The 23266-nt window shown below is 72.4% G+C and carries 25 protein-coding genes; 22 read left to right on the top strand and 3 right to left on the bottom strand.

The genetic code is table 11. The features are described 5' to 3' along the window. Positions 1 to 223 precede the first annotated feature (223 nt). Positions 224 to 463, top strand: a complete 240-nt coding sequence (locus tag OG738_RS41670) for a glucose PTS transporter subunit EIIB (protein ID WP_072482356.1) — start codon at positions 224 to 226, stop codon at positions 461 to 463. Continuing rightward, positions 460 to 915, top strand: a complete 456-nt coding sequence (locus OG738_RS41665) for a PTS sugar transporter subunit IIA (protein WP_329049365.1) — start codon at positions 460 to 462, stop codon at positions 913 to 915. Before OG738_RS41670 ends, OG738_RS41665 begins: the two co-directional genes overlap by 4 nt. A 70-nt stretch (positions 916 to 985) precedes the next feature. On the opposite strand, the gene OG738_RS41660 is transcribed toward OG738_RS41665, so the two are convergent. Continuing rightward, positions 986 to 1423 carry a QcrA and Rieske domain-containing protein gene (locus OG738_RS41660; protein WP_329049363.1) on the bottom strand — a complete coding sequence of 146 codons (438 nt, stop codon included), beginning with the start codon at positions 1421 to 1423 and terminating at the stop codon, positions 986 to 988. A gap of 105 nt (positions 1424 to 1528) precedes the next feature. Here OG738_RS41660 and OG738_RS41655 point away from each other — a divergent pair, with 105 nt between their 5' ends. The 10 genes from OG738_RS41655 to OG738_RS41610 all read left to right on the top strand — a co-directional run bounded on the left by OG738_RS41655 (position 1529) and on the right by OG738_RS41610 (position 10488). After that, positions 1529 to 1897, top strand: a complete 369-nt coding sequence (locus tag OG738_RS41655; RefSeq protein WP_329049361.1) for a hypothetical protein — start codon at positions 1529 to 1531, stop codon at positions 1895 to 1897. 5 nt (positions 1898 to 1902) lie between these two features. After that, complete coding sequence (locus tag OG738_RS41650; protein WP_329049360.1) at positions 1903 to 2415, top strand: sigma-70 family RNA polymerase sigma factor; 513 nt, start codon at positions 1903 to 1905, stop codon at positions 2413 to 2415. Then, positions 2412 to 3047: an anti-sigma factor family protein gene (locus tag OG738_RS41645; protein WP_329049358.1), complete on the top strand. Its 636-nt coding sequence runs from the start codon at positions 2412 to 2414 to the stop codon at positions 3045 to 3047. Before OG738_RS41650 ends, OG738_RS41645 begins: the two co-directional genes overlap by 4 nt. A gap of 404 nt (positions 3048 to 3451) precedes the next feature. Further along, positions 3452 to 4360 carry a prepilin peptidase gene (locus tag OG738_RS41640; RefSeq protein WP_329049356.1) on the top strand — a complete coding sequence of 303 codons (909 nt, stop codon included), beginning with the start codon at positions 3452 to 3454 and terminating at the stop codon, positions 4358 to 4360. Between the two features lie 48 nt (positions 4361 to 4408). After that, positions 4409 to 5596, top strand: a complete 1188-nt coding sequence (gene aroC / locus OG738_RS41635; protein WP_329049354.1) for a chorismate synthase — start codon at positions 4409 to 4411, stop codon at positions 5594 to 5596. Further along, positions 5593 to 6114: a shikimate kinase gene (locus tag OG738_RS41630; protein ID WP_329049352.1), complete on the top strand. Its 522-nt coding sequence runs from the start codon at positions 5593 to 5595 to the stop codon at positions 6112 to 6114. The genes aroC and OG738_RS41630 overlap by 4 nt, the downstream gene beginning before the upstream one ends. Positions 6115 to 6122: 8 nt before the next feature. Beyond that, positions 6123 to 7232 carry a 3-dehydroquinate synthase gene (gene aroB, locus OG738_RS41625; protein WP_329049351.1) on the top strand — a complete coding sequence of 370 codons (1110 nt, stop codon included), beginning with the start codon at positions 6123 to 6125 and terminating at the stop codon, positions 7230 to 7232. After that, the gene (gene aroQ, locus OG738_RS41620) at positions 7229 to 7660 is read left to right on the top strand and encodes a type II 3-dehydroquinate dehydratase (protein WP_086671145.1); all 432 of its coding nucleotides are present in this window, start codon (positions 7229 to 7231) and stop codon (positions 7658 to 7660) included. Before aroB ends, aroQ begins: the two co-directional genes overlap by 4 nt. Continuing rightward, entirely contained in the window at positions 7657 to 8571 is a 915-nt protein-coding gene (locus OG738_RS41615; protein WP_329049348.1) for a GNAT family N-acetyltransferase, read from the top strand. Before aroQ ends, OG738_RS41615 begins: the two co-directional genes overlap by 4 nt. 435 nt (positions 8572 to 9006) lie before the next feature. Continuing rightward, a complete protein-coding gene (locus OG738_RS41610) occupies positions 9007 to 10488 on the top strand; it encodes a beta-xylosidase (protein ID WP_329057014.1) in 1482 nt (493 codons plus the stop codon). 263 nt (positions 10489 to 10751) lie between these two features. On the opposite strand, the gene OG738_RS41605 is transcribed toward OG738_RS41610, so the two are convergent. Beyond that, on the bottom strand, positions 10752 to 11474 hold the full coding sequence (locus OG738_RS41605) for a B-4DMT family transporter (RefSeq protein WP_329049347.1): 723 nt from the start codon (positions 11472 to 11474) through the stop codon (positions 10752 to 10754). 63 nt (positions 11475 to 11537) lie between these two features. On the opposite strand from OG738_RS41605, the gene OG738_RS41600 reads away from it, so the two are divergent. From OG738_RS41600 to nusB, 3 genes are read left to right on the top strand one after another with little or no spacing between them, the layout of a single operon-like run. Then, on the top strand, positions 11538 to 12626 hold the full coding sequence (locus OG738_RS41600) for a M24 family metallopeptidase (RefSeq protein ID WP_329049346.1): 1089 nt from the start codon (positions 11538 to 11540) through the stop codon (positions 12624 to 12626). Positions 12627 to 12670: 44 nt separating this feature from the next. Next, positions 12671 to 13234 carry an elongation factor P gene (gene efp / locus OG738_RS41595; RefSeq protein WP_329049345.1) on the top strand — a complete coding sequence of 188 codons (564 nt, stop codon included), beginning with the start codon at positions 12671 to 12673 and terminating at the stop codon, positions 13232 to 13234. Then, on the top strand, positions 13234 to 13689 hold the full coding sequence (gene nusB, locus OG738_RS41590; RefSeq protein WP_329049343.1) for a transcription antitermination factor NusB: 456 nt from the start codon (positions 13234 to 13236) through the stop codon (positions 13687 to 13689). The genes efp and nusB overlap by 1 nt, the downstream gene beginning before the upstream one ends. Before the next feature lie 235 nt (positions 13690 to 13924). Here nusB and bldD read toward each other — a convergent pair whose 3' ends face one another. Then, positions 13925 to 14413 carry a transcriptional regulator BldD gene (bldD, locus tag OG738_RS41585; RefSeq protein WP_003096372.1) on the bottom strand — a complete coding sequence of 163 codons (489 nt, stop codon included), beginning with the start codon at positions 14411 to 14413 and terminating at the stop codon, positions 13925 to 13927. A gap of 249 nt (positions 14414 to 14662) precedes the next feature. Here bldD and pyrR point away from each other — a divergent pair, with 249 nt between their 5' ends. Genes pyrR through pyrF form a run of 7 tightly spaced genes read left to right on the top strand, consistent with a single transcriptional unit; the run spans position 14663 to position 23257 of the window. Next, complete coding sequence (gene pyrR / locus OG738_RS41580) at positions 14663 to 15262, top strand: bifunctional pyr operon transcriptional regulator/uracil phosphoribosyltransferase PyrR (protein ID WP_329049342.1); 600 nt, start codon at positions 14663 to 14665, stop codon at positions 15260 to 15262. Further along, positions 15259 to 16191, top strand: coding sequence for an aspartate carbamoyltransferase catalytic subunit (locus OG738_RS41575; protein ID WP_329049340.1), 933 nt, complete (start codon positions 15259 to 15261; stop codon positions 16189 to 16191). Before pyrR ends, OG738_RS41575 begins: the two co-directional genes overlap by 4 nt. Continuing rightward, on the top strand, positions 16188 to 17474 hold the full coding sequence (locus tag OG738_RS41570; protein WP_329049339.1) for a dihydroorotase: 1287 nt from the start codon (positions 16188 to 16190) through the stop codon (positions 17472 to 17474). Before OG738_RS41575 ends, OG738_RS41570 begins: the two co-directional genes overlap by 4 nt. Further along, complete coding sequence (locus tag OG738_RS41565) at positions 17474 to 17968, top strand: PH-like domain-containing protein (protein ID WP_329049338.1); 495 nt, start codon at positions 17474 to 17476, stop codon at positions 17966 to 17968. Before OG738_RS41570 ends, OG738_RS41565 begins: the two co-directional genes overlap by 1 nt. Next, positions 17965 to 19086: a glutamine-hydrolyzing carbamoyl-phosphate synthase small subunit gene (carA, locus tag OG738_RS41560; protein WP_329049337.1), complete on the top strand. Its 1122-nt coding sequence runs from the start codon at positions 17965 to 17967 to the stop codon at positions 19084 to 19086. The genes OG738_RS41565 and carA overlap by 4 nt, the downstream gene beginning before the upstream one ends. Beyond that, positions 19086 to 22400, top strand: a complete 3315-nt coding sequence (gene carB, locus OG738_RS41555) for a carbamoyl-phosphate synthase large subunit (RefSeq protein ID WP_329049336.1) — start codon at positions 19086 to 19088, stop codon at positions 22398 to 22400. The genes carA and carB overlap by 1 nt, the downstream gene beginning before the upstream one ends. Continuing rightward, positions 22397 to 23257: an orotidine-5'-phosphate decarboxylase gene (gene pyrF / locus OG738_RS41550; RefSeq protein ID WP_329049334.1), complete on the top strand. Its 861-nt coding sequence runs from the start codon at positions 22397 to 22399 to the stop codon at positions 23255 to 23257. The genes carB and pyrF overlap by 4 nt, the downstream gene beginning before the upstream one ends. The last annotated feature ends 9 nt before the right edge of the window (positions 23258 to 23266 follow it).

Genomic DNA, 23266 nt, shown 5'->3' with positions numbered 1-23266 from the left:
CTCGTGTCACCGGGGACCGGTGCTCGCGTCCGGCCCGGAACATTGGTACGTTCCGGTCTAGACCAATGATCTGATGGGGCAGGATGCTCCGCCGTGCGGACGGGTGTCAACCACCGTTATCCGTTCGTGGCCCGCGGCGGGGTGCATGCCGACGAACGGCGTAGTACAGGTGGACACGCGGTTCGCGTCAGGTTGGGAACAAACAGTGATCAAGGAGACCGCGATGGCGGATGACAGGCCGGAAAAGATCCTCGCGGCACTCGGTGGCGCGGACAATCTGACCGAGGTCGAGGGCTGCATCACGCGGCTGCGCTGCGAGGTCGAGGACATGAGCCTCGTCGACGAGGCGGCGCTGAAGAAGGCCGGCGCGATGGGCGTGGTCAAGATGGGGTCGACGGCCCTGCAGGTGATCGTCGGGCCGGAGGCGGACACGATCGCCAGCGACATCGAGGACCTACTGTGAGCCTGGAGATCCTCAGCCCGGTCGCCGGGCGCGTGGTGCCGATCACCGAGGTCCCGGACCCGGTTTTCGCGCAGGCCATGGTGGGGCCGGGCATCGCCGTGCAGCCCGCGGGCGGGCGGGCGGACGCGGTCGCGCCGGTCGACGGCACGGTCGCGACGCTGCACCCGCACGCCTACGTCGTCGCGACCGAGGACGGCAAGGCCGTGCTCGTCCACCTGGGAATCGACACGGTCAAGGAGAAGGGCGAAGGCTTCACGCTGCACGTCGTCAAGGGCGAGCAGGTGCGGGCCGGCCAGCCGATCGTCAGCTGGGACCCGGAAGCGGTGACCGCGGCGGGCTACTCGGCGATCGTCCCGGTCGTCGCGCTGGACGCGTCGGCGGACGTCCTGTCCGGTTTGGACGCCGAGCGCGACGTCGCCGCCGGCGACCGGCTGTTCGGCTGGGACGCCTGAGGCGGTTCTGTCACGCGAAGGGCCCTTGTGGACAGTCGTCCGCAAGGGCCCGCCGCGTGCACCCGGCTCGTCAGCCGGTGACGACCTTCCCGTTCTCGACCTTGACCGGCACCGACGGCAGCGGCTTGTTCGCCGGGCCCTGCTTGACCTCCCCGGTGAGGGCGTTGAAGACCGAGCCGTGGCACGGGCAGACGAGGTCGGCGCCCTTCGGGGCGACCGTGCAGCCCTGGTGCGTGCAGATCGCGCTGAAGGCGGCACAGGCCGATTCGGACGTCCGGGCCACGATCACGTCGGAACCGTCCGGGGCCTTGGCGGCCTTCGCCTGCCCGACGGGGACGTCGGCGAGCGCGACCAGCGGCGTCCCGGCGGCGATCGGCGCCTGCGCGGTGCCCGACTTCGGGGCGGAGTCCGATCCGCAGGCGGCGAGCGTGACGGCGCCGACGGCGGCACCGGCGACGGCGGCGCCCGTGGTCAGGACGGTGCGGCGGGAATGCAGTTCGGGAGTCATGCCCTCCTAAACGAGATCGACACCGCATCGGTTCAATCCGCGGTGAACCGGATCGGGCCCTGTTCCGTGTATGTACCCGAGTGGGTGTGGAGTGGAGGAACGATCATGGTGAACTGGGTTCTGCGCATCGTCGTGGCGGCCGCGCTGCTCGGCTCGGCGGGCGTGCACTACTTCCTGTGGACCGAGGACTACCCGGGCATCGTCGGGCCGTTGTTCCTGCTCGACGCGATCGGCGGCCTGGTCCTCGCGATCGCCGTCCTGGCCTGGCGGCACTGGCTGCCCGCGCTGGGCGCGGTCGGGTTCGGCGCGCTGACGCTCGGCGCGTACGTGCTCGCCGCGACGGTCGGGTTCGCCGGGAACCACGACCAGTTCAACAGCCAGCCGGAGTACTGGGGCGTGATCACCGAGGCGGTCTGCATCGTCGGCGGCCTGGCCCTGATGTTCGTGAAGGACCGGCGTCGAGTCGCGGCCTGAGTTCCGTGGGGGAAGTCGCCGAAGACGCGTTGATGCGCGCTCTGCACGAGGAGCACGCGGGCGCGCTGTGGTCGTACGCGCTTCACCTGACGTCCGGCGATCGGATCCGGGCCGAGGACGTCGTCCAGGAGACGCTGCTGCGGGCCTGGCGGTCGACGACGGTGCTGGACCAGTCGACGGGCTCGGCGCGGGCGTGGCTGTTCACGGTCGCGCGGCGCATCGCGATCGACGGCTGGCGCTCGGCGTCGGCCCGGTCGGAGGTGGTGACCGACCAGCCGCCGGAGCGCGCGGTCGCCGACGGCACCGACCGCGCGGTCCAGGGCTGGCTGGTCGCCGAGGCGCTCGCCGAGCTGTCGGAGCGCCACCGCCAGGTACTGGTGCTGTGTTACTTCCAGGGCTATTCCGTAGCGGACGCGGCGGAGCGGCTGGGCGTGGCCGAGGGAACGGTCAAGTCCCGCACGCACTACGCGTTGCGCGCGCTGCGCCTGGTGCTCGAGGAGAGGGGGGTGACCCAATGAGCGAGGACCCGTTCGCGACGTTCGACGCGGCGTACGTGCTCGGGGCGCTTTCCCCGGAGGACCGCCAGCGTTTCGAGCAGCACCTGCGCACCTGCGACCGGTGCGCGGCCTCGGTGCGCGACCTCGCGGGCCTCCCGGGCCTGCTGGCCAGGGTCGACGCCCCGGCCGCGCTGCCGGACATCGGCTCCCCGCCCCCGGACCTCCTGCCGACGGTGCTCCGGCGCGTCCGCCGAGGCCGCCGGATCCGCACCGCGGTGACGTCGGTGTCGGCCGCGCTGGCGGTCTCGGCGTGCGTGGCGCTGGCGGTGGTGGCGTCGGCGCCTTCCCCGTCCCCCGGGATCGCGATGACGGCGCTGGGCCAGTTCCCGGTCCGCGCGGACGCCCGCCTCGACGCGTTCGACTGGGGCACCCAGGTCGACATGTCGTGCAGCTACACGGGCGACCGCAGCAGCGGCGAGTACGTCCTGGTGGCGATCTCGCGTTCGGGAGTCGAGACACAGCTGGCGACGTGGAAGGCGGTCCCGGACAACACGGCCCGCATCGTGATCGGCACGGCGCTGAAGCGGACCGACCTGGCGGCGCTGGAGGTGCGCGGGGGGAGCGGGAAGGCGCTGCTCAGGTTGACTTTGTGAAGGGGTGGTGGCTCGTCCGGGACGCAGGGGGTCCCGGACGAGCCACCTGCTTCCTCCTGCGCACCCGCCTCCCCGCCGCCTCCCTCCCGGCACGCGAGCCGACCCTCCAAGTACGCGAGCCGGCCTCCCGGGTACGTGCCCCGACTCTCCGGGCACGCGAACCGACTTCCCGGGCATGCGAGCCGACCGTCCAGGTACGCGAGTCGACCTCCCCGGTCCGCGGGCTGACCTTTCCGGTACCCGTGCCGACCTTCCAATCACGCGTGTCGGCCCTTCAGTCACGTCAGCCGGATGCTCTTCGGCCGTCGCCCACAGGAGTGAAACCCGGCCCGGAACGTAGCCAACGGACCGTTCGCGACGCCCGGCATTTGCCCAGCTGAGCCGGGCGCCCGCACCCTGGACCCATGTCCCCGACGATCTTCGTCCTCACCACCGCGGCGGCCACCGGAGCCGTCACCGCGCCAGCCGCGGCGTGGGCCCTCGGCCGCGCCGGGGCCCCGATCCCGGTCCGGCGCGCCGCCGTACTGGCCGCGGCCGGCGTCACGGTCGTCACCACGCGCTGGCTGACCGGCGGCTGGCCCGGCTGGTGGCTGCCGGTACCGGTCCTGCTCACCGTCGTCGCGGTCCCGCTCGCCCTCGCCGACCTGCGCCACCTCCGTCTACCCGACGTGCTCACGCTGCCCGCGTACCCCCTCCTCGGCGCCGCGATCGGAGCCGCCGCGCTCGGCGGCGGCGGCCTGTCGCTCGCCGTGCGCGCGGCCGCGGGTGCCCTGCTGTTCGGCACCGCGCACGCCCTGGTCGCCCGCGCAGCCCCGGGCAGCCTCGGCGCGGGCGACGTGAAGCTGTCCGGCAGCCTCGGCGCGGTACTGGGTGCGGCCGGCTGGCCCGCCCTGGCACTCGCAGCGGTCTTGGCGGCGCTGTTCAGCCTGGCCATCGCAGTCGCGTACAGCATCAGCCGACGGTCAAGAGTCCGGACACACCCGGCGCCCACCTCACAACCGGCAGACAGCGCGGACCCCACCCCAGAGCCGCGCCGACTCCCAGTCCCCGCCGCCCGACCGGCGCCCACTCCACACCCGGTATCGGTCGCCGCCGCCGCTTCCGTCCGGCATCCGACACCCACGCCGAGCGCCCGACCAGCGCCCGCCCCACATCCGGCCCCGTATCCCGCCCGGCATCCGGCACCCACGCCGAGCGCCCGACCAGCACCCGCCCACCACCCCACCACCCGCCTCGGCGGCCACCGCGTGCCCCACGGCCCGGCCCTCCTCGCCGCCACCTGGCTGTGCGCCCTCTTCCCGGGTGCGCCATGACCGGAACACTCTTCGGGCCCGCCCGGCCCCCGTGACAGGATTGAGCCCATGTTGCGCTGGATCACCGCAGGTGAATCGCACGGACCCGCGCTGGCCGCCGTGCTCGAAGGCATGCCCGCCGGCGTCGGCGTCACCACCGCCGACGTCACCGAGCAGCTCGCGCGGCGCCGCCTCGGCTTCGGGCGCAGCCCGCGGATGGGCTTCGAGACCGACCACATCGACTTCCTCGGCGGCGTGCGCCACGGCCGCACCCAGGGCGGACCGGTCGCGATCCAGATCGAGAACGCCGAGTGGCCGAAGTGGGAGCAGGTCATGGCGGCCGACCCGGTCGACCCGCAGATCCTCGAAGGCCTCGCCCGCAACGAACCGCTCACCCGGCCCCGCCCCGGCCACGCGGACCTGCCGGGCATGCAGAAGTACGGCTTCGACGAGGCGCGCCCCGTCCTCGAACGCGCCAGCGCCCGCGAGACGGCGTCGCGGACCGCGCTCGGCACCGTCGCGCGGAACTTCCTCAAGCAGCTGCTCGACGTCGAGATCCTCAGCCACGTCGTCTCGATCGGCGGGGCCGACGCCCCCGAAGGCCCGCTGCCGGTCGCGGCCGACCTGGCCGCCATCGACGAAAGCCCGGTGCGCGCCTTCAGCCAGGAGGGCACCGACGCCATGGTCGCCGAGGTCGACGCCGTCCGGAAGGCGGGCGACACTGTCGGCGGCGTCATCGAGGTCCTCGCCTACGGCCTGCCGCCGGGCCTCGGCTCGCACGTCCACTGGGACCGCCGGCTCGACGCGCGGCTCGCCGGCGCGCTGATGGGCGTCCAGGCGATGAAGGGCGTCGAGGTCGGCGACGGCTTCACCACCGCCCGCCGCTGGGGCAGCCAGGCGCACGACGAGATCGACCGCGGCACCGGCCCGGTCGGTGTCACCCGCCGGTCCAACCGCGCGGGCGGCCTCGAAGGCGGCATCACCAACGGCGAGCCGCTGCGGGTGCGCGTCGCGATGAAGCCGATCTCGACCGTCCCCAAAGCACTGTCCACAGTGGACGTCAAGACGGGTGAGCCCGCGGTCGCCATCCACCAGCGTTCGGACGTCTGCGCGGTGCCGCGCGCCGGGGTCGTGCTGGAGTCGGTGGTGGCGCTCGTCCTCGCCGACGCCGCGCTCGAGAAGTTCGGCGGCGACTCCCTCGCCGAGAGCAAGCGCAACGCCGAGGCGTACCTGAAGGCCCTCGAGGAGCGCTGGTGAGCCCTCGCGCGGTGATCGTCGGGCCGCCGGGCTCCGGCAAGAGCACGGTCGGCCCGCTGCTGGCGGCCGCGCTCGGCGTCGCGTTCCGGGACAGTGACGACGACATCGTCGCGCGCGCCGGGCGCAGCATCGCCGACATCTTCGCGGACGACGGCGAACCCGCTTTCCGTGCGCTGGAAGAAGAAGCGGTCGCCACCGCGCTGGCGGAGCACGGCGGCGTGCTCTCCCTCGGCGGCGGCGCGCCGCTCACCCCGGGCACCCGGGCGCGGCTGGCCGGGCACACCGTCGTGTTCCTCAACGTCGGCCTCGCCGCGGGGGTGCGGCGCACCGGCCTGTCGAGTGCGCGGCCGCTGCTGGCCGGGGTGAACCCCCGCGCCACGTTCAAGAAACTGCTCGACGAGCGGGTGCCCGTGTACCGCGAGGTCGCCACCGTCGAGGTCGTCACCGACGAGCGGACACCCGCCGAGATCGTCGCGGACCTCGCGGCGCGCCTGGCCCCCGCCGAAGCCAAGGAGTGAATCCCCCGATGTCCGACCCGGTGCGCATCCCCGTCGCCACCGCCCACCCCTACGACGTCGTGGTCGGCCGCGGCCTGCTCGGCGACCTCACCGCGCAGCTGGCCGACGCCTCGAAGATCGCGCTGATCCACCCGCCCACGCTGACCACCACGGCCGAGGCCATCCGCGACGAGCTGATCGCGGCCGGCCTGGACGCGCACCGCGTCGAAATCCCCGACGCCGAGGACGGCAAGGCGCTCACCGTCGCCAGCTTCTGCTGGGAGGTGCTCGGCCGGATCGGGCTGGACCGGCGCGGGGTCGTCGTCGGCCTCGGCGGCGGCGCCGTCACCGACCTCGCCGGGTTCGTCGCGGGCACGTGGATGCGCGGGGTCCGGCTGGTCAACGTGCCGACGACGCTGCTCGGCATGGTCGACGCCGCGGTCGGCGGCAAGACCGGCATCAACACCGAGGCCGGCAAGAACCTCGTCGGGGTGTTCCACGAGCCGAGCGCGGTGTTCGTCGACCTCGCGACGCTGGAGACGCTGCCGCCGAACGAACTCGTCGCCGGGATGGCCGAGGTCGTGAAGACGGGCTTCATCGCCGACCCGCGGATCCTCGAGCTGATCGAGGCCGACCCGGCCGCCGCGCTCGACGCCACCGGGGACGTGCTCGCCGAGCTGGTCCGCCGGTCGATCCAGGTCAAGGCCGACGTCGTGGCCGCCGACCTGCGCGAGTCCGACCTGCGGGAGATCCTCAACTACGGCCACACCCTCGGCCACGCGATCGAGCGCCGCGAGCGCTACCGGTGGCGCCACGGCGCCGCGGTGAGCGTCGGGCTGGTCTTCGCGGCCGAGCTGGCGCGCCTGGCCGGGCGCCTCGACGACGCCACCGCCGAGCGCCACGCCGCCGTGCTCAAGCTGCTCGGCCTGCCGACGACGTACGACGCCGACGCGCTGCCCCAGCTGCTGGAAACCATGAAGGGCGACAAGAAGACCCGGTCCGGGGTGCTGCGGTTCGTCGTCCTCGACGCCGTCGGCAAGCCCGGCCGGCTCGAGGGCCCGGACCCGTCGCTGCTCGCGGCCGCGTACTCGGCGATCGCCGCCGATGCTCCGAAGGCCGGCGGGAGCGTGCTGCTGTGAAGGCGTTCGTGTTCAACGGCCCGAACCTCGGGCGGCTCGGCAAGCGGGAGCCGTCGGTCTACGGCTCGACCACCCACGACGACCTCGCCGCGCTGTGCGTGAAGACGGGCGAGGAGCTGGGCATCGAGGTCGAGGTCCGCCAGACCGACCACGAAGGCGAGCTGGTCGGCTGGCTGCACGAAGCCGCCGACGGCGGCAATCCCGTGGTGCTCAACGCCGGCGCGTGGACGCACTACTCGATCGCGGTGCGCGACGCCGCGGCCCAGCTGTCCGCGCCGCTGATCGAGCTGCACATCTCGAACGTGCACAAGCGGGAGGCGTTCCGGCACCACAGCGTGCTGTCGGACATCGCGACCGCGGTGATCGCCGGCCTCGGCGTCGACGGCTACCCGCTCGCCCTGCGGTGGCTCGCCGCGCACCCGGGATGACGCTGCCGGAGCTGACCACGCCGCGGCTGAAGCTGCGGCCGCTGGTCGAGGCGGACCGCGAAGCCGTCGTGAAGGTGTTCTCCGACCCGGAGATGAGCCGGTTCTTCGCCGCGGACTTCTCGGATCCGGCCGCGGCGAGCGCGATGATCGACCGCCGCCTGGCCTACCGCGGCCCGGCGGGGCAAGGCCACTGGGTGATCGAGCGCGACGGCGAGGTGGTCGGCGTCGCGCACCTGCGGCCGTCGTCGGAGCTGCCCGGCGGCGTGCCCGAGCTGGGCTACTACGTCGCGAGTGCGCACGCGGGGCAGGGCTTGGCGACCGAAGCCGCCCAGGCGGTGCTGGCCCACGGCCTCCACGCGCTCGGGCTGCCGGCGGTCTGGGCGCTGGTGCACGAGCACAACGAGGCGAGCCGGAAGGTGACGGCCCGGCTGGGCTTCCTCGACGTCGGCAGCGGCATCCACTACGGCGACCTGCACCGCGTGCTGGTCGCGCTCGCGCCGGTGCACGGGCGGGCGCACCACATCGAGCTGTGGGTCCCGGACCTGGCCGAGGCCGAGCGGAGCTGGGGCTGGCTGCTCGGCGAGCTGGGCTGGACGGAGTTCCAGCGCTGGCCCGCGGGCCTCAGCTGGCGGCGGGCCGGGACGTACGTCGTGGTCGAGGCATCACCGGCGATGAGCGCCCCGGACCACGAGCGCACGCGGCCGGGCCTGAACCACCTGGCGCTGCACGGGGGAACCCGCGCGGAGGTCGACGACCTGGCCGCGAGGGCGGCCGACCACGGCTGGCACCCGCTGTTCGCCGACCGGTACCCGTACGCGGGCGGGCGAGCGCACTACGCGGCTTACCTCGAGAACGACGCCGGTTTCGAGGTCGAGCTGGTCGCGATCGAGGGGCCGGCGGCCGGTAAATAGCCCGAGCCATCGACGCTCGCCATCCATCGGGGCCGACTCGGCCATCCAGGGCTCCGAAGGCGGTGAACTCCCGGCCATCCGGGCGTGGGGCGCGCAGCCCGAGCCGGGCGCCGGGTTATCGGGCGCACCGGCCCGGCGAAGTCGGAGAACGCTCGGCGGCTGCCCGGTAAGAAACCGACCCCTGCCGGCGCGAACCCCGGCCGCCGCTCGAACTCGGGGTGGCAGGTGATCGCCTCCACCGGGATCCGGAGGGACCGGCCGCCGCGCCGCCACCGGCCTGACCGGCTCGTACGCCGAGACCCTTGCCCGTCCGCGATCTTGTCCACGACTGGAGGACCGCCGACCAGGCGTGCCGTCACCCGGGCAGGTTAGGTCTCGCTACACTCCGGTGTCGTGCGCCCGTTTCGTCGTGGGGGTCGGCGACCCGCTCGTGCCCTGCTCGCCAGTGTCCTGGCCGGGCTGCTGGTCGCGGGGTGCACCGAGGGTTACGCCCAGCCCCAGGCCGCGGGGGACCAGCCGGCCATCGCGGGCGGGAAGACCGCCGCTCCGCCGCGGCCGGTCGACGTCAAGCTCGCTTCGGGTGACCCCCGCGAGAGTGGCGGTGTGATCGCCGCCGGGGGTGCCGACGCCGTCTACAACTACGGGCCGTCCGTCATGCTCGACCGCGGGCAGACCCGGATGTGGTGGTGCAGCCAGTACGGCGGTGCCGGGCCCGCCGGCGACGACATCCTCTACGCCCAGGCCCAGTCGATCGACGGGCCGTTCGCCGGGCCCGGCGGCGGGATCCCGGCCGCCGTCTTCTCGGGGGCGCCTGGGCAGTTCGACGGCATGCACACCTGTGACCCGTCGGTGCTGCGCGTCGGCACGACCTACTACCTGTACTACACCGGCGCGGCGGGCGACCACGCGCTCGGCAACGCCGTCGGACTCGCGACCAGCACGGACGGCGTGCACTGGACTCGCGCGGCGGGCGGCAAGCCGATCCTCGGGCCGTCGCACGACGTGCACCGCGCCAACGTCTACGGCGCCGGCCAGCCCTCGGCCGTCTACCTCGACGGCTGGTTCTACCTGATGTTCACCGACACCACCGGCCGTGCCGCCGCCTGGAACGGCGCCGGGCAGTTCGTGCTCCGGTCGCACGACCCCGCGTTCGGGTCCGGGGTGCAGGCCCTCGACGTCGGCGGGTTCGTGCCGGTGGCCTCGACGTCGGCGCCGCGCGGCCGGTCGGTGGTCGAGGGGTTCAGCGCCGACCTGATGTGGGTGGGCGCGCTCGCCGCGTTCGTCATCGCGCACGAGACCGACACCGGGACCACGCTGACGTTCTGGACGGCGGACTTCACCGAGAACCCGTACCAGCCGGTGGTCATCCCCGGCCCGTGGAAGGAAGGGCCGGGGCTGGTGCGCCGCGCGGACGGGCACGCGCCGCTGTCGTCGGCCGACCCGTGCGACCGGGTGCCGCTGGACGTCGTGCGCGCCACCGTGACCGGCGGTGCCGGCGCGCCGACCGGCCTGCGGCACTTCGGGCTCGACCTGCTGGGCAGCCAGGCCTGCGCGAACCCGGGCCGGGTGGCCGCGACGTTCGATGGCGTGACGATGCCGTCGCCGGACCGCACGATGGACCTGGTGCGTGCCGGCCAGCGGGTCCGGGTCGACCGTCGGACGGTCGCCGCGGCGCTGGCCGGCGAGTTGCTGGAGAAGGAGCCGCCCGAGGTGGCGGCGCTCCCGGTGGCGACGCGGCTGCGTTCGGGCGCGGAGGCGGTCCAGGCACCGGACCGCGGCCTCGCCCTGCTGCTCGACGACCGCAGGCTGTGGCCGGTCCCGGACCCGGGAATCACGGCCGGCAACGGCTCGGCGGCCCGCCCGGTGACGCCCGCCCAGTGGGACGCCTTCCCGAAGGGCAACTCACTGGTCGGCTGACGCCGGAGCAGGCTCGGGCGACAAGGGCGCGAGCGGGTCGCTCGTCAGCGGTGGGGCTCGGTGACGCGATGGCGGGCTCGGTTGTCGACAGGCGAGCAGGTCGCTCCGCGGCGGTGGAGTCTCGGCCGACGCGGGAGATTGCCGGCCGAGCGGATGACGCGAGCGGGCGGCCGCGGGTCGCTCGTCAGCGGGCCGGGACCAACGCGGCGCGCCAGGTCAGGCGAGCACCACCGGCGCTGCTGGGAAGCGTCGTGCCGCGCGAGTCATGCGCGGGTATCCCCGCTGCGCGGGCGAAGCCGGGGCGACGGTCGGGGTGAGGATTCCTCCCCGGGCGGCCGCACTCCGCGGCGCGGCCGGGGTGAGGGTTCGTCGCCGGACGGCCGGACCCGGCGCGGCTGTGGCGACGGTTCCTCGGACGCCCGGACCTGGCGACGCGGCTGCGGCTGCGGCGACGGCTCCTCGGACGGCCGGACTCCGCGGCGCGGCCGCGGCTGTGGCGACGGCTCCTCGGCCGACGCCCGACCCCGGCCGCGCGGTCGCGGCGAAAGCGCAGGCGCAGGCGGAAGCACTTCCTCGTCGTCTTCGTCCGCCGGGCGCGGCCGGCCGATGCGGCCGCCCACGAACAACCCGAGCCCAGCCGGCACCAGCACCAGCAACGCCGAGAACGCCGCCCCGCCGGTGAGTGCTCCGCCCAGCTCGGACACGCCCGTCTGGTCGACGAACACCGCGCGCCCGATCACGTACAGGATGCCCGACACCACTCCGGTCACCAGCGCCGCGATGAACCACGCACGGCCGCGGTCGGGGAGGCCGCGCCACGCGTCCAGGGCGCTCCACAGCGCCGCCGCTCCCACCAGGACCGCCAGGGCCACCGACGTCATCAGCGTCTGGTCCGTCGGGTGGTACACGGCGTACTTGGCCAGCAGCGTCAGCGCGACACCGTGGAGCACCGCCATCCCGAGTCCGCGGATCACCCAAGCGCTCATCCTGCGGAGTGTAGGCCAGGTTACTGGCGAGTCGCCCAGCAAGCGCCCACTACGCTGGGACCCGTGCCTGAAACCCATGGACGACGCCGGGCGGCGCTGCGCGGGCTGCTGACCGAAGCCGGTGTCGACGCGCTGCTGGTCACCGATCTGCTCAACATCCGCTACCTCACCGGGTTCACCGGCTCGAACGCCGCCGTGCTGCTGCACGCCGAGGGCGACGGGAAGACGCTCTTCTGCACCGACGGCCGCTACACGACCCAGTCCGCCGCCGAGGTGCCCGACCTGGCCAAGGTCGTCGACCGGGCCAGCGCCGCCGCGCTGGTCGCCAAGGCCGCGAAGGACGCCAAGACCTACGGGCGCGTCGGCTTCGAGAGTCAGCACGTCAGCGTCGAGGAGTACGAGTCCCTCAAGAAGGTAGTCGCCCTCGAACGGACCCCCGGCCTGGTCGAGCGGCTGCGCGAAGTGAAGGACGAAGGCGAGATCGAGGCGCTGCGCCAGGCGTGCGCCGCCGCCGACCGGGCGCTGGAGGACCTGCTCGCCGCCGGGGGACTGCGGCCGGGCCGGACCGAGCTGGACATCGCCCGTGACCTGGAGAACCGGATGCTGGAGCACGGCTCGAGCGAGCCCAGCTTCTCGTCCATCATCGCCGCCGGCGCACACTCGGCCATCCCGCACCACCAGCCGACGCACGCCGAACTCAAGCGCGGCGACTTCGTCAAGCTGGACTTCGGTGCGACGGTCGACGGGTACCACTCCGACATGACCCGCACCTTCGTGCTCGGCGAGCCCGCGGACTGGCAGCGGGAGGTGTACGGCCTCGTGCACGCCGCCCAGGCGGCCGGGGTCGACGCGGTCGTGCCCGGCGCCGAAGTGTCCGATGTGGACGCCGCGGCGCGGAAGGTGATCGCGGACGCGGGGCACGGCGAGCACTTCGCGCACGGTCTCGGCCACGGCGTCGGCCTGCAGATCCACGAGGCGCCCAGCTTCGCCGCGACGGGCGTCGGTACACTGTCCGCCGGTATGGCGGTCACCGTCGAGCCCGGCGTCTACCTCGCGGGGCGCGGTGGCGTGCGCATCGAGGACACGCTCGTCGTGCGGGCTGGGGAGCCCGAACTCCTCACCCTGAGCACCAAGAACCTCGTGGTCGTCTGACAGCGGCCCCGAACCCGAAGATCGACACAGGAGACTGCAAGCTCGTGGCCACCACCAACGACCTGAAGAACGGGCTCGTCCTCAACCTCGAGGGCCAGCTGTGGACCGTCACCGCGTTCCAGCACGTCAAGCCGGGCAAGGGCGGTGCCTTCGTGCGCACGACGCTCAAGCACGTGCTCACCGGCAAGGTGGTCGACAAGACGTTCAACGCGGGCACGAAGGTCGAGACGGCCACGGTCGACCGCCGGAACATGACCTACCTGTACAAGGACGGCCAGGACTTCGTGTTCATGGACGGCGACACCTACGACCAGATCACGGTCCCGGCCGAGGTCGTCGGCGACAACGCGAACTACATGCTCGAGAACACCGAGGTCCAGGTCGCGGTGCACGAGAACGAGCCGCTCTACGTCGAGCTCCCGACGTCGGTCGAGATCATCATCCAGCACACGGACCCGGGCCTGCAGGGCGACCGCTCCACCGGCGGCACCAAGCCGGCGACGCTGGAGACCGGCGCGGAGATCCAGGTCCCGCTGTTCCTGTCCACCGGCGAGAAGATCAAGGTCGACACCCGCGACGGCCGTTACCTGGGCCGCGTCTCCAGCTGATGCCGACTTCGAAGCCCCACCCCAACCGCGGCGGCGCGATCAGCCGGCGGCAGGCACGCCGCCGCGCGGTGGAAATGCTGTACGAGGCCTCGCAGCGCGACACCGACGCGGTGACGCTGCTGGCCGACCGGGTCGGCGCGACCGAAGTCGACCCGATCGGGGACTACACGATCAGCCTGGTCGAGGGGGTCACCGGCCGAAAGGCGCAGATCGACGAGCTGCTGGCCGAGCACGCGCAGGGCTGGACCCTGGAGCGGATGCCGAAGGTCGACCTCGCGGTGCTGCGGGTCGGGGTCTACGAGCTGCTCTGGGCCGCGGACGTGCCGGACCCGGTCGCGATCGACGAGGCCGTCGGCCTGGCGAAGGAACTGTCCACGGACGATTCGCCGCGGTTCGTCAACGGCGTGCTGGGCCGGATCGGCACGATCGCCGACCGCCTCCGCGCGGTTCTGTAGAGCCCGCCTGGCCCCCCGGTCAGGCGGTTCCGGTCAAGGTGACCACGACCGGGGTCCGGGGGCTTGCCCCCGGGTGGGGCGTGGGGGCTGCGCCCCCACAAAACACGGCGAAGTGAGCGCGGCTCGCGCTTTCCGCGAGCAGGGCTCGCCCCCGAACGAGCCCCCCGACGAGTCAGTGAGCGTCTCCGGTGCCCCACCGGGGAACGCTCACTGCGTCGGTTTCGCGCACCGGCAATCAGTCCTCCTTGGAAGGACGCGCTTCCGGGGGCAGCACGCCCCAGTCGATGAGCTGCTCGGTCAGCTCGCCCGGGGTCATGTCGTAGATGATCGCCAGCGACCGCAGGTCCTCGGTGCGGATCGAGAGCACCTTGCCGTTGTAGTCGCCGCGCTGGCTCTGGATCGTCGCCGCGTAGCGGGCCAGCGGGCCCACCTTTTCGGCCGGCAGCTGCTGCAGGCGCTCGAGGTTGATCACGATCTTGGTGGCGGGCTCCGCGCCGGAGGGGACCCGGCCCTCGGGCAGCAGCTCGACCACCGGCACGCCGTAGAAGTCGGCCAGCTCGGCCAGCTTCTGCACGGTGACGGCACGGTCGCCACGCTCGTACGAGCCGACGACGACGGCCTTCCAGCGCCCACCGGACTTCTGCTCGACCCCGTGCAGGGACAGGCCCTGCTGCTGGCGGATCCCGCGGAGCTTGGCCCCGAGCGCCTTGGCGTAATCGCCCATCTGGTCGTTCTCCGTTCTCCACCCCCTTCCCGGTCGGGGTGACCGGTCCAGGGGACTCTTCGAGTCGAATACTCAGAGTAATGGTTACGCATTGTTGTCACCAGGTCAAGCGCGAGCTTGCCGCGAATCACGCCACACCACCCGTAAGACTGAGCAAAGTGCCTGCTACTGTCGGTGCGAAAGCCCCGACCAGCAGGGGAACAGACGTCCTTTAAGGACCCGTCCGGTGAGGCGGGGAAGGAGTCCGCAGTGTCGTCACGTCCGCGTGGCGCGGCTGGTTCGGCCGGGGAGCGCGAGCTCCTGACGGCCGGCGATGTCGCGCGCACGATCGCCCGAATGGCCCATCAGGTCATCGAAAAGACCGCGAACGGTGCGGAGAGCACTACCCCGCCCGTGTTGCTCGGGATTCCCAGCCGCGGCACTCCGCTCGCGAGCCGCCTGGCCGACAAGATCGGCGAGTTCTCCGGAGTCCGGCCGCCGACCGGCGCCCTCGACGTCACCCTCTACCGGGACGACCTCCGCCGCCGCCCGCCGCGCGCGCTCGAACAGACGCAGCTGCCCGCCGACGGCATCGACGACCGGGTGGTGATCCTGGTCGACGACGTGCTCTTCTCCGGCCGCACGATCCGGGCCGCGCTCGATGCCCTCCGTGATCACGGCCGTCCCCGCGCGGTGCAGCTGGCCGTCCTGGTCGACCGCGGTCACCGCGAGCTGCCGATCCGCGCCGACTACGTGGGCAAGAACGTGCCGACCGCGCGCACCGAGGGCGTGTCCGTCCTGCTGGCCGAGATCGACGGCCGGGACGCCGTCCTGCTGCGTCCGTCCGAAGCTGCTGGAGAGGACTCGTGAAGCACCTGCTCGCCACCGACGGCCTGGACCCGGCGGTCGCCACGGCCGTGCTCGACACCGCGGACGAGCTGAAGCACACGCTGCTCGGCCGCGAGGTCAAGAAGCTGCCGACGTTGCGCGGCCGCACGGTGATCACCCTGTTCTACGAGAACTCGACCCGCACCCGGGTGTCGTTCGAGATCGCCGGGAAGTGGATGAGCGCCGACGTGATCAACGTCTCGGCGTCCAGTTCCTCGGTCAACAAGGGCGAATCCCTGCGTGACACGGCGTTGACGCTGGCCGCCGCGGGCGCCGACTGCGTGATCGTCCGGCACCCCGCCAGCGGCGCCGCCCAGCGGCTCTCGGAGTGGCTGGCCGAGCCGGGCACGTCGGTGGTCAACGCCGGCGACGGCACCCACGAGCACCCGACGCAGGCGCTGCTCGACGCGGCGACGCTGCGGGAGCGGCTCGGCTCGCTCAAGGACCGCCGGATCGCCATCGTCGGGGACGTCCTGCACAGCCGCGTCGCCCGCTCGAACATCCACCTGCTGTCGGCGCTTGGCGCGGAGGTGGTGCTGGTCGCGCCGCCGACGTTGCTGCCCTACGGCGTCGAGAGCCTGCCGGTGACCGTTTCGCACGACCTGGACGCCGAGCTGCCCGCGGTCGACGCGGTGATGATGCTGCGCGTCCAAGCCGAGCGCATGCACGGCGGCTTCTTCCCGTCGGCGCGCGAGTACTCGATCGTCTACGGCCTCTCGGAACGGCGGCAGAAGCTGCTGCCGGACCACGCCGTCGTGCTGCACCCCGGCCCGATGCTGCGCGGGATGGAGATCGCGAGCGCGGTCGCCGACTCCCCGGCCTCGGCCATCACCGAACAGGTCCGCAACGGCGTCCACGTGCGCATGGCGGTCCTCTACCACCTCCTGGCCAGCGAAGGAGCCGCCGCGTGAGCACCGTGATCAAGGGCGCCCGCCCCTACGGCGAAGGCGACCCGGTCGACGTCCTGGTCGAGGACGGGGTGATCACCGCGATCGGCACCGTCGACCTCCCGGAAGACGCCGAAATCATCGAAGCGGCGGGTCAGGTGCTGCTCCCCGGCTTCGTCGACCTGCACACCCACCTGCGCGAACCCGGCCGCGAGGACACCGAGACGATCGAGACCGGCTCGGCCGCGGCGGCGCTCGGCGGCTACACCGCGGTGTTCGCCATGGCCAACACCGACCCGGTCGCGGACAACGCCGTGATCGTCGAGCACGTGTGGCGGCGCGGGCAGGAAGTCGGCCTGGTCGACGTCCACCCGGTCGGCGCGGTCACCGTCGGGCTCAAGGGCGAGAAGCTCGCCGAGCTGGGCACCATGGCGAACTCGCAGGCCCGGGTCAAGGTCTTCTCCGACGACGGCCTCTGCGTCGCCGACCCACTGCTGATGCGCCGCGCGCTGGAATACTCGACCGCGCTGGACGCTGTCATCGCCCAGCACGCCGAGGAGCCGCGGCTGACCGTCGGCGCCCAGGCCCACGAGGGCGAGCGCGCGGCCCGGCTCGGCTACACCGGCTGGCCGGCCGCCGCGGAGGAGTCCATCGTGGCCCGCGACTGCCTGCTGGCCCTGCACGCGAACGCGCGGCTGCACGTCTGCCACGTCTCGACGTCGGGCACCGCGGACGTCCTGCGCTGGGCGAAGGAGCGCGGCACGAAGGTGTCGGCCGAGGTCACGCCCCACCACCTGCTGCTCACCGACGAGCGCCTGGCCACCTACGACCCGGTGAACAAGGTGAACCCGCCGCTGCGCACGGAGTCCGACGCGGAGAAGCTGCGGGCCGCCCTGGCCGAAGGGATCATCGACTGCGTGGCCACCGACCACGCGCCGCACGCGGTGCAGGACAAGGACACCGAGTGGACCGCGGCCCGGCCGGGCATGCTCGGGCTGCAGACGGCGCTGTCGATCGTCGCCGAGACGATGGTCCGCACCGGCCTGCTCGACTGGCGCGGCGTCGCCCGTGTCATGAGCGAGCGGCCCGCCGAGATCGGCAACCTCGCCGACCAGGGCCGTCCGATCGCGGTCGGCGAGCCGGCGAACCTGACGCTCGTCGACCCGGACGCCGAATGGACGGTCCGGGGCGCCGAGCTGGCCAGCATCGCCGCCAACACCCCGTACGAGGGAATGCGGCTCCCCGGTGTGGTGACCGCGACGCTGCTGCGCGGGCGGCTCACCGCGCGGGACGGGAAGGTCTGCTGATGGAACGCCTGTGGCTGGTGCTGGCGATCGTCGCCTTCTTCCTGCTCTGCCTCTGGGGCATGTACGTCGGCTGGCGCCGGAAGGCGCGCTCGCAGAGCGTGCAGGTACCGCCGTTCCCCGCGATCCCCGACGAGCCGGGCGACGTGCTGCTGGAGTCCACCGGCCTCTACGTGGCGACGACCACCGCCGGGAACTGGCAGGACCGGATCGTCACCCGCGGCGCAGGGCTGCGCACCGGCGCGGTTTGGCGCCTGCACGGCGGGGGTATCGCCGTCGAACGCGGGGGAGCGCCGGACTTCTGGCTCCCGCGGGACGCCGTCACCGGCATCCGGCGCGACACGAAGATCGCCGGGAAGGTGATGGGCACCGACGCGCTGCTCGTCATCACCTGGCGGCTCGGCGACGCGGACCTCGACACCGGCTTCCGCGGCGACGACCTCGACGACTATCCACAGTGGATCGAACAGCTCAAGATCAAGGGAGGTGCCCAGTGAACGCGCGCGCTCAGGCCGCACTGGTACTCGAAGACGGCCGGGTGTTCCGCGGCGCTGCCTACGGCGCGCAGGGGCGAACCCTCGGCGAGGCGGTGTTCTGCACCGGCATGACCGGCTACCAGGAGACGCTGACCGACCCGTCCTACCACGGGCAGATCGTGGTGCAGACCGCGCCGCAGATCGGCAACACCGGCTGGAACGACGAGGACGACGAGTCCTCGAAGATCTGGGTCAACGGCTACGTGGTGCGCGACCCCGCGCGCACGCCGTCCAACTGGCGCTCGAAGCGCTCGCTCGACGAAGAGCTGGTGAACCAGGGGATCGTCGGCATCGCCGAGGTCGACACCCGCTCGCTGACGCGGCACCTGCGCGAGCTCGGCGCGATGCGTGCCGGGGTCTTCTCCGGTGACGCGCTCGGCACGGTCGACGAGATGGTCGCCGAGGTCCTCGCCAGCCCGAAGATGGAGGGCGCCGACCTGGCCGGCCAGGTTTCGACGCCGAAGCCGTACGTCGTCTCTCCCGAAGGCGAGACGCGCTTCCGCGTCGTCGCGCTCGACCTGGGCATCAAGTCCAACACCCCGCGGCAGATGGTCAAGCGCGGCATCGAGGTGCACGTGCTGCCCTCTTCTGCGTCGCTGGAGGAGGTCCTGGCGGTGGAGCCGGACGGCGTGTTCCTCTCCAACGGCCCGGGCGACCCGGCCACCACGACGCACGCCACCGAGCTGACCCAGCAGATCCTGGGCCGCGAGATCCCGCTGTTCGGCATCTGCTTCGGCAACCAGGTCCTCGGCCGCGCGCTCGGCCTGGGGACGTACAAGATGCGCTACGGCCACCGCGGCATCAACATCCCGGTGATCGACGTCGCCACGAAGTCGGTGGCGATCACCGCGCAGAACCACGGATTCGCCCTCGAAGGCGAGCCCGGGCAGCGCTTCGAGTCGCCGTTCGGTGCGGCTCAGGTCAGCCACTACTGCGCGAACGACGGCGCGGTCGAGGGCCTGCGGGCGTTCGACGTCCCGGCGTTCTCGGTGCAGTACCACCCCGAGGCGGCGGCCGGCCCGCACGACGCGGCTCCCCTGTTCGACGATTTCGTTTCGCTCATGGAGAAGAAGGCCTGATGCCGAAGAGGACGGACATCCAGCACGTGCTGGTGATCGGCTCCGGGCCGATCGTGATCGGGCAGGCCGCGGAGTTCGACTACTCCGGTACCCAGGCCTGCCGGGTGCTGCGCAGCGAAGGCCTGCGCGTCTCTCTGGTGAACTCGAACCCGGCCACCATCATGACCGACCCCGAGTTCGCCGACGCCACCTACATCGAGCCGGTGACGCCGGACTTCGTCGAGAAGGTCATCGCGGCGGAACGCCCCGACGCGATTCTCGCGACCCTCGGCGGGCAGACGGCGCTCAACTGTGCCGTGGCACTGCACGAGCGTGGTGTGCTCGACAAGTACGGCGTCGAGCTGATCGGCGCCGACATCGACGCCATCCAGCGCGGTGAGGACCGGCAGAAGTTCAAGGACATCGTGCGCACCATCGGCGCCGACGTGCCGCGCAGCCGTGTCTGCCACGACATGGACGAAGTGCGCGAGACCGTCAAGGACCTGGGCTTGCCGGTGGTGATCCGGCCAAGCTTCACCATGGGCGGGCTCGGGTCCGGCATGGCGCACACGCCCGAGGACCTGGAGCGGCTCGCTTCCACCGGCCTCGCGGAGTCTCCCGTCACCGAGGTGCTCATCGAGGAGAGCGTGCTCGGCTGGAAGGAGTACGAGCTCGAGCTGATGCGCGACAAGCACGACAACGTCGTGGTCGTCTGCTCGATCGAGAACGTCGACGCGATGGGCGTGCACACCGGCGACTCGGTCACCGTCGCGCCGACCATGACCCTCACCGACCGCGAGTACCAGGTGATGCGCGACGTCGGCATCGCGGTGCTGCGCGAGGTCGGCGTCGACACCGGCGGCTGCAACATCCAGTTCGCGATCAACCCGGCCGACGGCCGGATGGTCGTCATCGAGATGAACCCGCGCGTTTCGCGGAGCAGTGCGCTGGCGAGCAAGGCGACCGGCTTCCCGATCGCCAAGATCGCCGCGAAGCTCGCCATCGGCTACACGCTCGACGAGATCCAGAACGACATCACCGGCGAGACGCCGGCCGCGTTCGAGCCCACTTTGGACTACGTCGTCGTGAAGATGCCGCGGTTCGCCTTCGAGAAGTTCCCGGGCGCCGACCCGACGCTGACCACGACGATGAAGAGCGTCGGCGAGGCGATGTCGTTCGGCCGCAGCTTCCCCGAGGCGCTCGGCAAGGCGATGCGCTCGATCGAGACGAAGGCGACCGGGTTCTGGACGCTGCCAGACCCCGAGGGTGTCACGCTGGAGTCCACTTTGTACGCCCTGCGCACGCCGCACGAGGGACGGCTGTACGAAGTGGAACGCGCGCTGCGCCTCGGCGCCAGCGTCCAGCAGGTGCACGAGGCTTCCGGCATCGACCCGTGGTTCATCGACCAGATCGCCTACATCGGCGAGGTCGGCGCCGAGGTCCGCGACGCGCCCGTCCTCGATGGTGACCTGCTGCGCCGCGCCAAGCGCACCGGCCTTTCGGACCGCCAGATCGCCGCGCTGCGCCCGGAACTGGCGGGCGAGGACGGCGTCCGCACGCTGCGCCACCGCCTCGGCGTGCGGCCGGTGTTCAAGACCGTCGACACCTGTGCGGCCGAGTTCGCCGCCAAGACGCCGTACCACTACTCGGCCTACGAGTCCGACCCCGAGGCGCAGTCCGAAGTGGCCGCGCAGACCGAGAAGCCGAAGGTGCTCATCCTCGGCTCGGGCCCGAACCGGATCGGGCAGGGCATCGAGTTCGACTACTCCTGCGTGCACGCGGCGATCGCGTTGCGGGAGGCCGGGTTCGAGGCCGTCATGGTCAACTGCAACCCGGAAACCGTGTCCACCGACTACGACACGTCCGACCGGCTGTACTTCGAGCCGCTGTCCTTCGAGGACGTCCTCGAGGTCGTGCACGCCGAGCAGGCGTCCGGCACGGTCGCGGGCGTGATCGTCCAGCTCGGCGGCCAGACCCCGCTGGGCCTGGCGAAGAAGCTCGCCGACGCCGGTGTCCCGGTGGTCGGCACCCCGCCGGAGGCGATCAACCTGGCCGAGGACCGCGGCGCGTTCGGCGAGGTGCTCACCGACGCCGGGCTGCCCGCGCCGCGCTACGGCACGGCGACGTCGTTCGAGGGCGCCAAGCGGATCGCCGACGAGATCGGCTACCCGGTGCTCGTCCGGCCGTCGTACGTGCTCGGCGGCCGCGGCATGGAGATCGTCTACGACGAGGAGACGCTGGCCGGCTACATCAGCCGCGCCACCGAGATCACCCCCGAGCACCCGGTGCTCGTGGACCGCTTCCTCGACGACGCCATCGAGATCGACGTCGACGCGCTGTTCGACGGCGAGGAGCTCTACCTCGGCGGCGTGATGGAGCACATCGAAGAGGCCGGCATCCACTCCGGCGACTCCTCGTGCGCGCTGCCGCCGATCACGCTCGGGCACACCGACCTGCAGGCCGTCCGCCGCTCCACCGAGGCCATCGCGCGCGGCGTGGGCGTGCGCGGGCTCCTGAACGTCCAGTACGCGCTCAAGGACGACGTCCTGTACGTCCTGGAGGCCAACCCGCGCGCGTCGCGGACGGTCCCGTTCGTGTCCAAGGCGACGGCGGTGCCGCTGGCGAAGGCCGCCGCGCTGATCATGACCGGCTCGACGATCAAGGACCTGCGCGAGAGCGGGGTCCTACCCGCCGACGGCGACGGCGGGCAGATGCCGGCCGACTCGCCGGTCGCCGTCAAGGAAGCCGTGCTGCCCTTCCACCGCTTCCGCACCCCGGAGGGCCACGGCGTCGATTCGCTGCTGGGCCCGGAGATGAAGTCGACCGGCGAGGTGATGGGCGTCGACGTCTCCTTCGGCAAGGCGTTCGCCAAGTCGCAGAGCGCCGCCTACGGCTCGCTGCCGACGTCCGGGCGCGTCTTCGTCTCGGTCGCCAACCGCGACAAGCGCTCGCTCGTCTTCCCGGTGAAGCGCCTGGCGGACCTCGGGTTCGAGATCCTCGCCACGTCCGGCACCGCGGAAGTGCTGCGGCGCAACGGGGTCGCGTGCACCGTGGTGCGCAAGCACTACGAGGGCTCGACCGAAGCCGAGCCGAACATCGTGGACGTCATCCTCGACGGCGGCGTCGACATGGTGATCAACACGCCGTACGGCAACAGCGGTCCGCGCGTCGACGGCTACGAGATCCGCACCGCGGCGGTGTCGCGCGACATCCCGTGCGTGACGACCGTCCAGGGCGCCGCGGCGGCCGTGCACGGCATCGAAGCGCTGATCCGGGGCGACATCGGCGTCAAGTCGCTGCAGGAGCTCCAGGCGGCGCTGAAGGCGAAGTCGTGAGCACGCGGGAGCGGTTCGGGGCGCGGCTGGCGAAGGCCGTCGCGTCCCGGGGCCCCCTGTGCGCCGGGATCGACCCCCACCCGGGCCTCCTCGAGGCCTGGGGGCTCCCGGTGGACGCTTCGGGCCTGGAGCGGTTCGCGCTGTCCGCCACGGAGGTCCTGGCGGCGCGCACGGCGATCGTGAAGCCGCAATCGGCGTTCTTCGAAAGTTTCGGCGCGGCCGGCGTCCGCGTGCTGGAGCGGGTCGTCGAGACGGCCCGTGAGGCGGGCGCGCTGGTGCTGCTGGACGTCAAGCGCGGCGACATCGGCTCGACGATGGCGGCGTACACGGCGGCGTACGTGGCCGACGGGGCGGCGGTCGCGGCCGACGCGATCACCGTTTCGCCGTACCTCGGGTTCGGCTCGGTGGCCCCGTGCGCCGAAACGGCCGCCTCGGCGGGGCGTGGCATCTTCGTGCTTGCCCGGACTTCGAACCCCGAAGCGGCCGCCGTGCAGAACGCGAAGCTGCCCGACGGCCGCACGGTGGCGCAGTCGATCGTCGATTCCGCGGCGGCGCTCAACGCATCCTCGGAACCGCTCGGCGATGTGGGGGTCGTGGTCGGGGCCACCGTCTCGCCGGGGGAACTCGATCTCTCGCGGCTGAACGGACCGGTGCTGGCGCCCGGCTTCGGGGCCCAGGGAGCGACTGTGGCCGATTTGAGGGCCCTCTTCGGTACTGCTGCCGGTACCGGTCTGCCCGGCGTGCTGCCCGCGTCGTCCCGGGACATCCTGCGCCACGGTCCGGAGCAAGCGGCTTTGCGCCAAGCGGTCGAACGGGTCGCCGAACTGCTGGCCGACCCGCAGGAAAACGGCCAATAGCAGGGGCCG

Origin of the sequence: Amycolatopsis sp. NBC_01488 (assembly GCF_036227105.1) — a bacterium.
Classification (GTDB): Bacteria; Actinomycetota; Actinomycetes; order Mycobacteriales; family Pseudonocardiaceae; genus Amycolatopsis.
The sequence above is the reverse complement of the archived record's forward strand: the minus strand, read 5'-3'. Positions and strand labels throughout refer to the sequence as shown.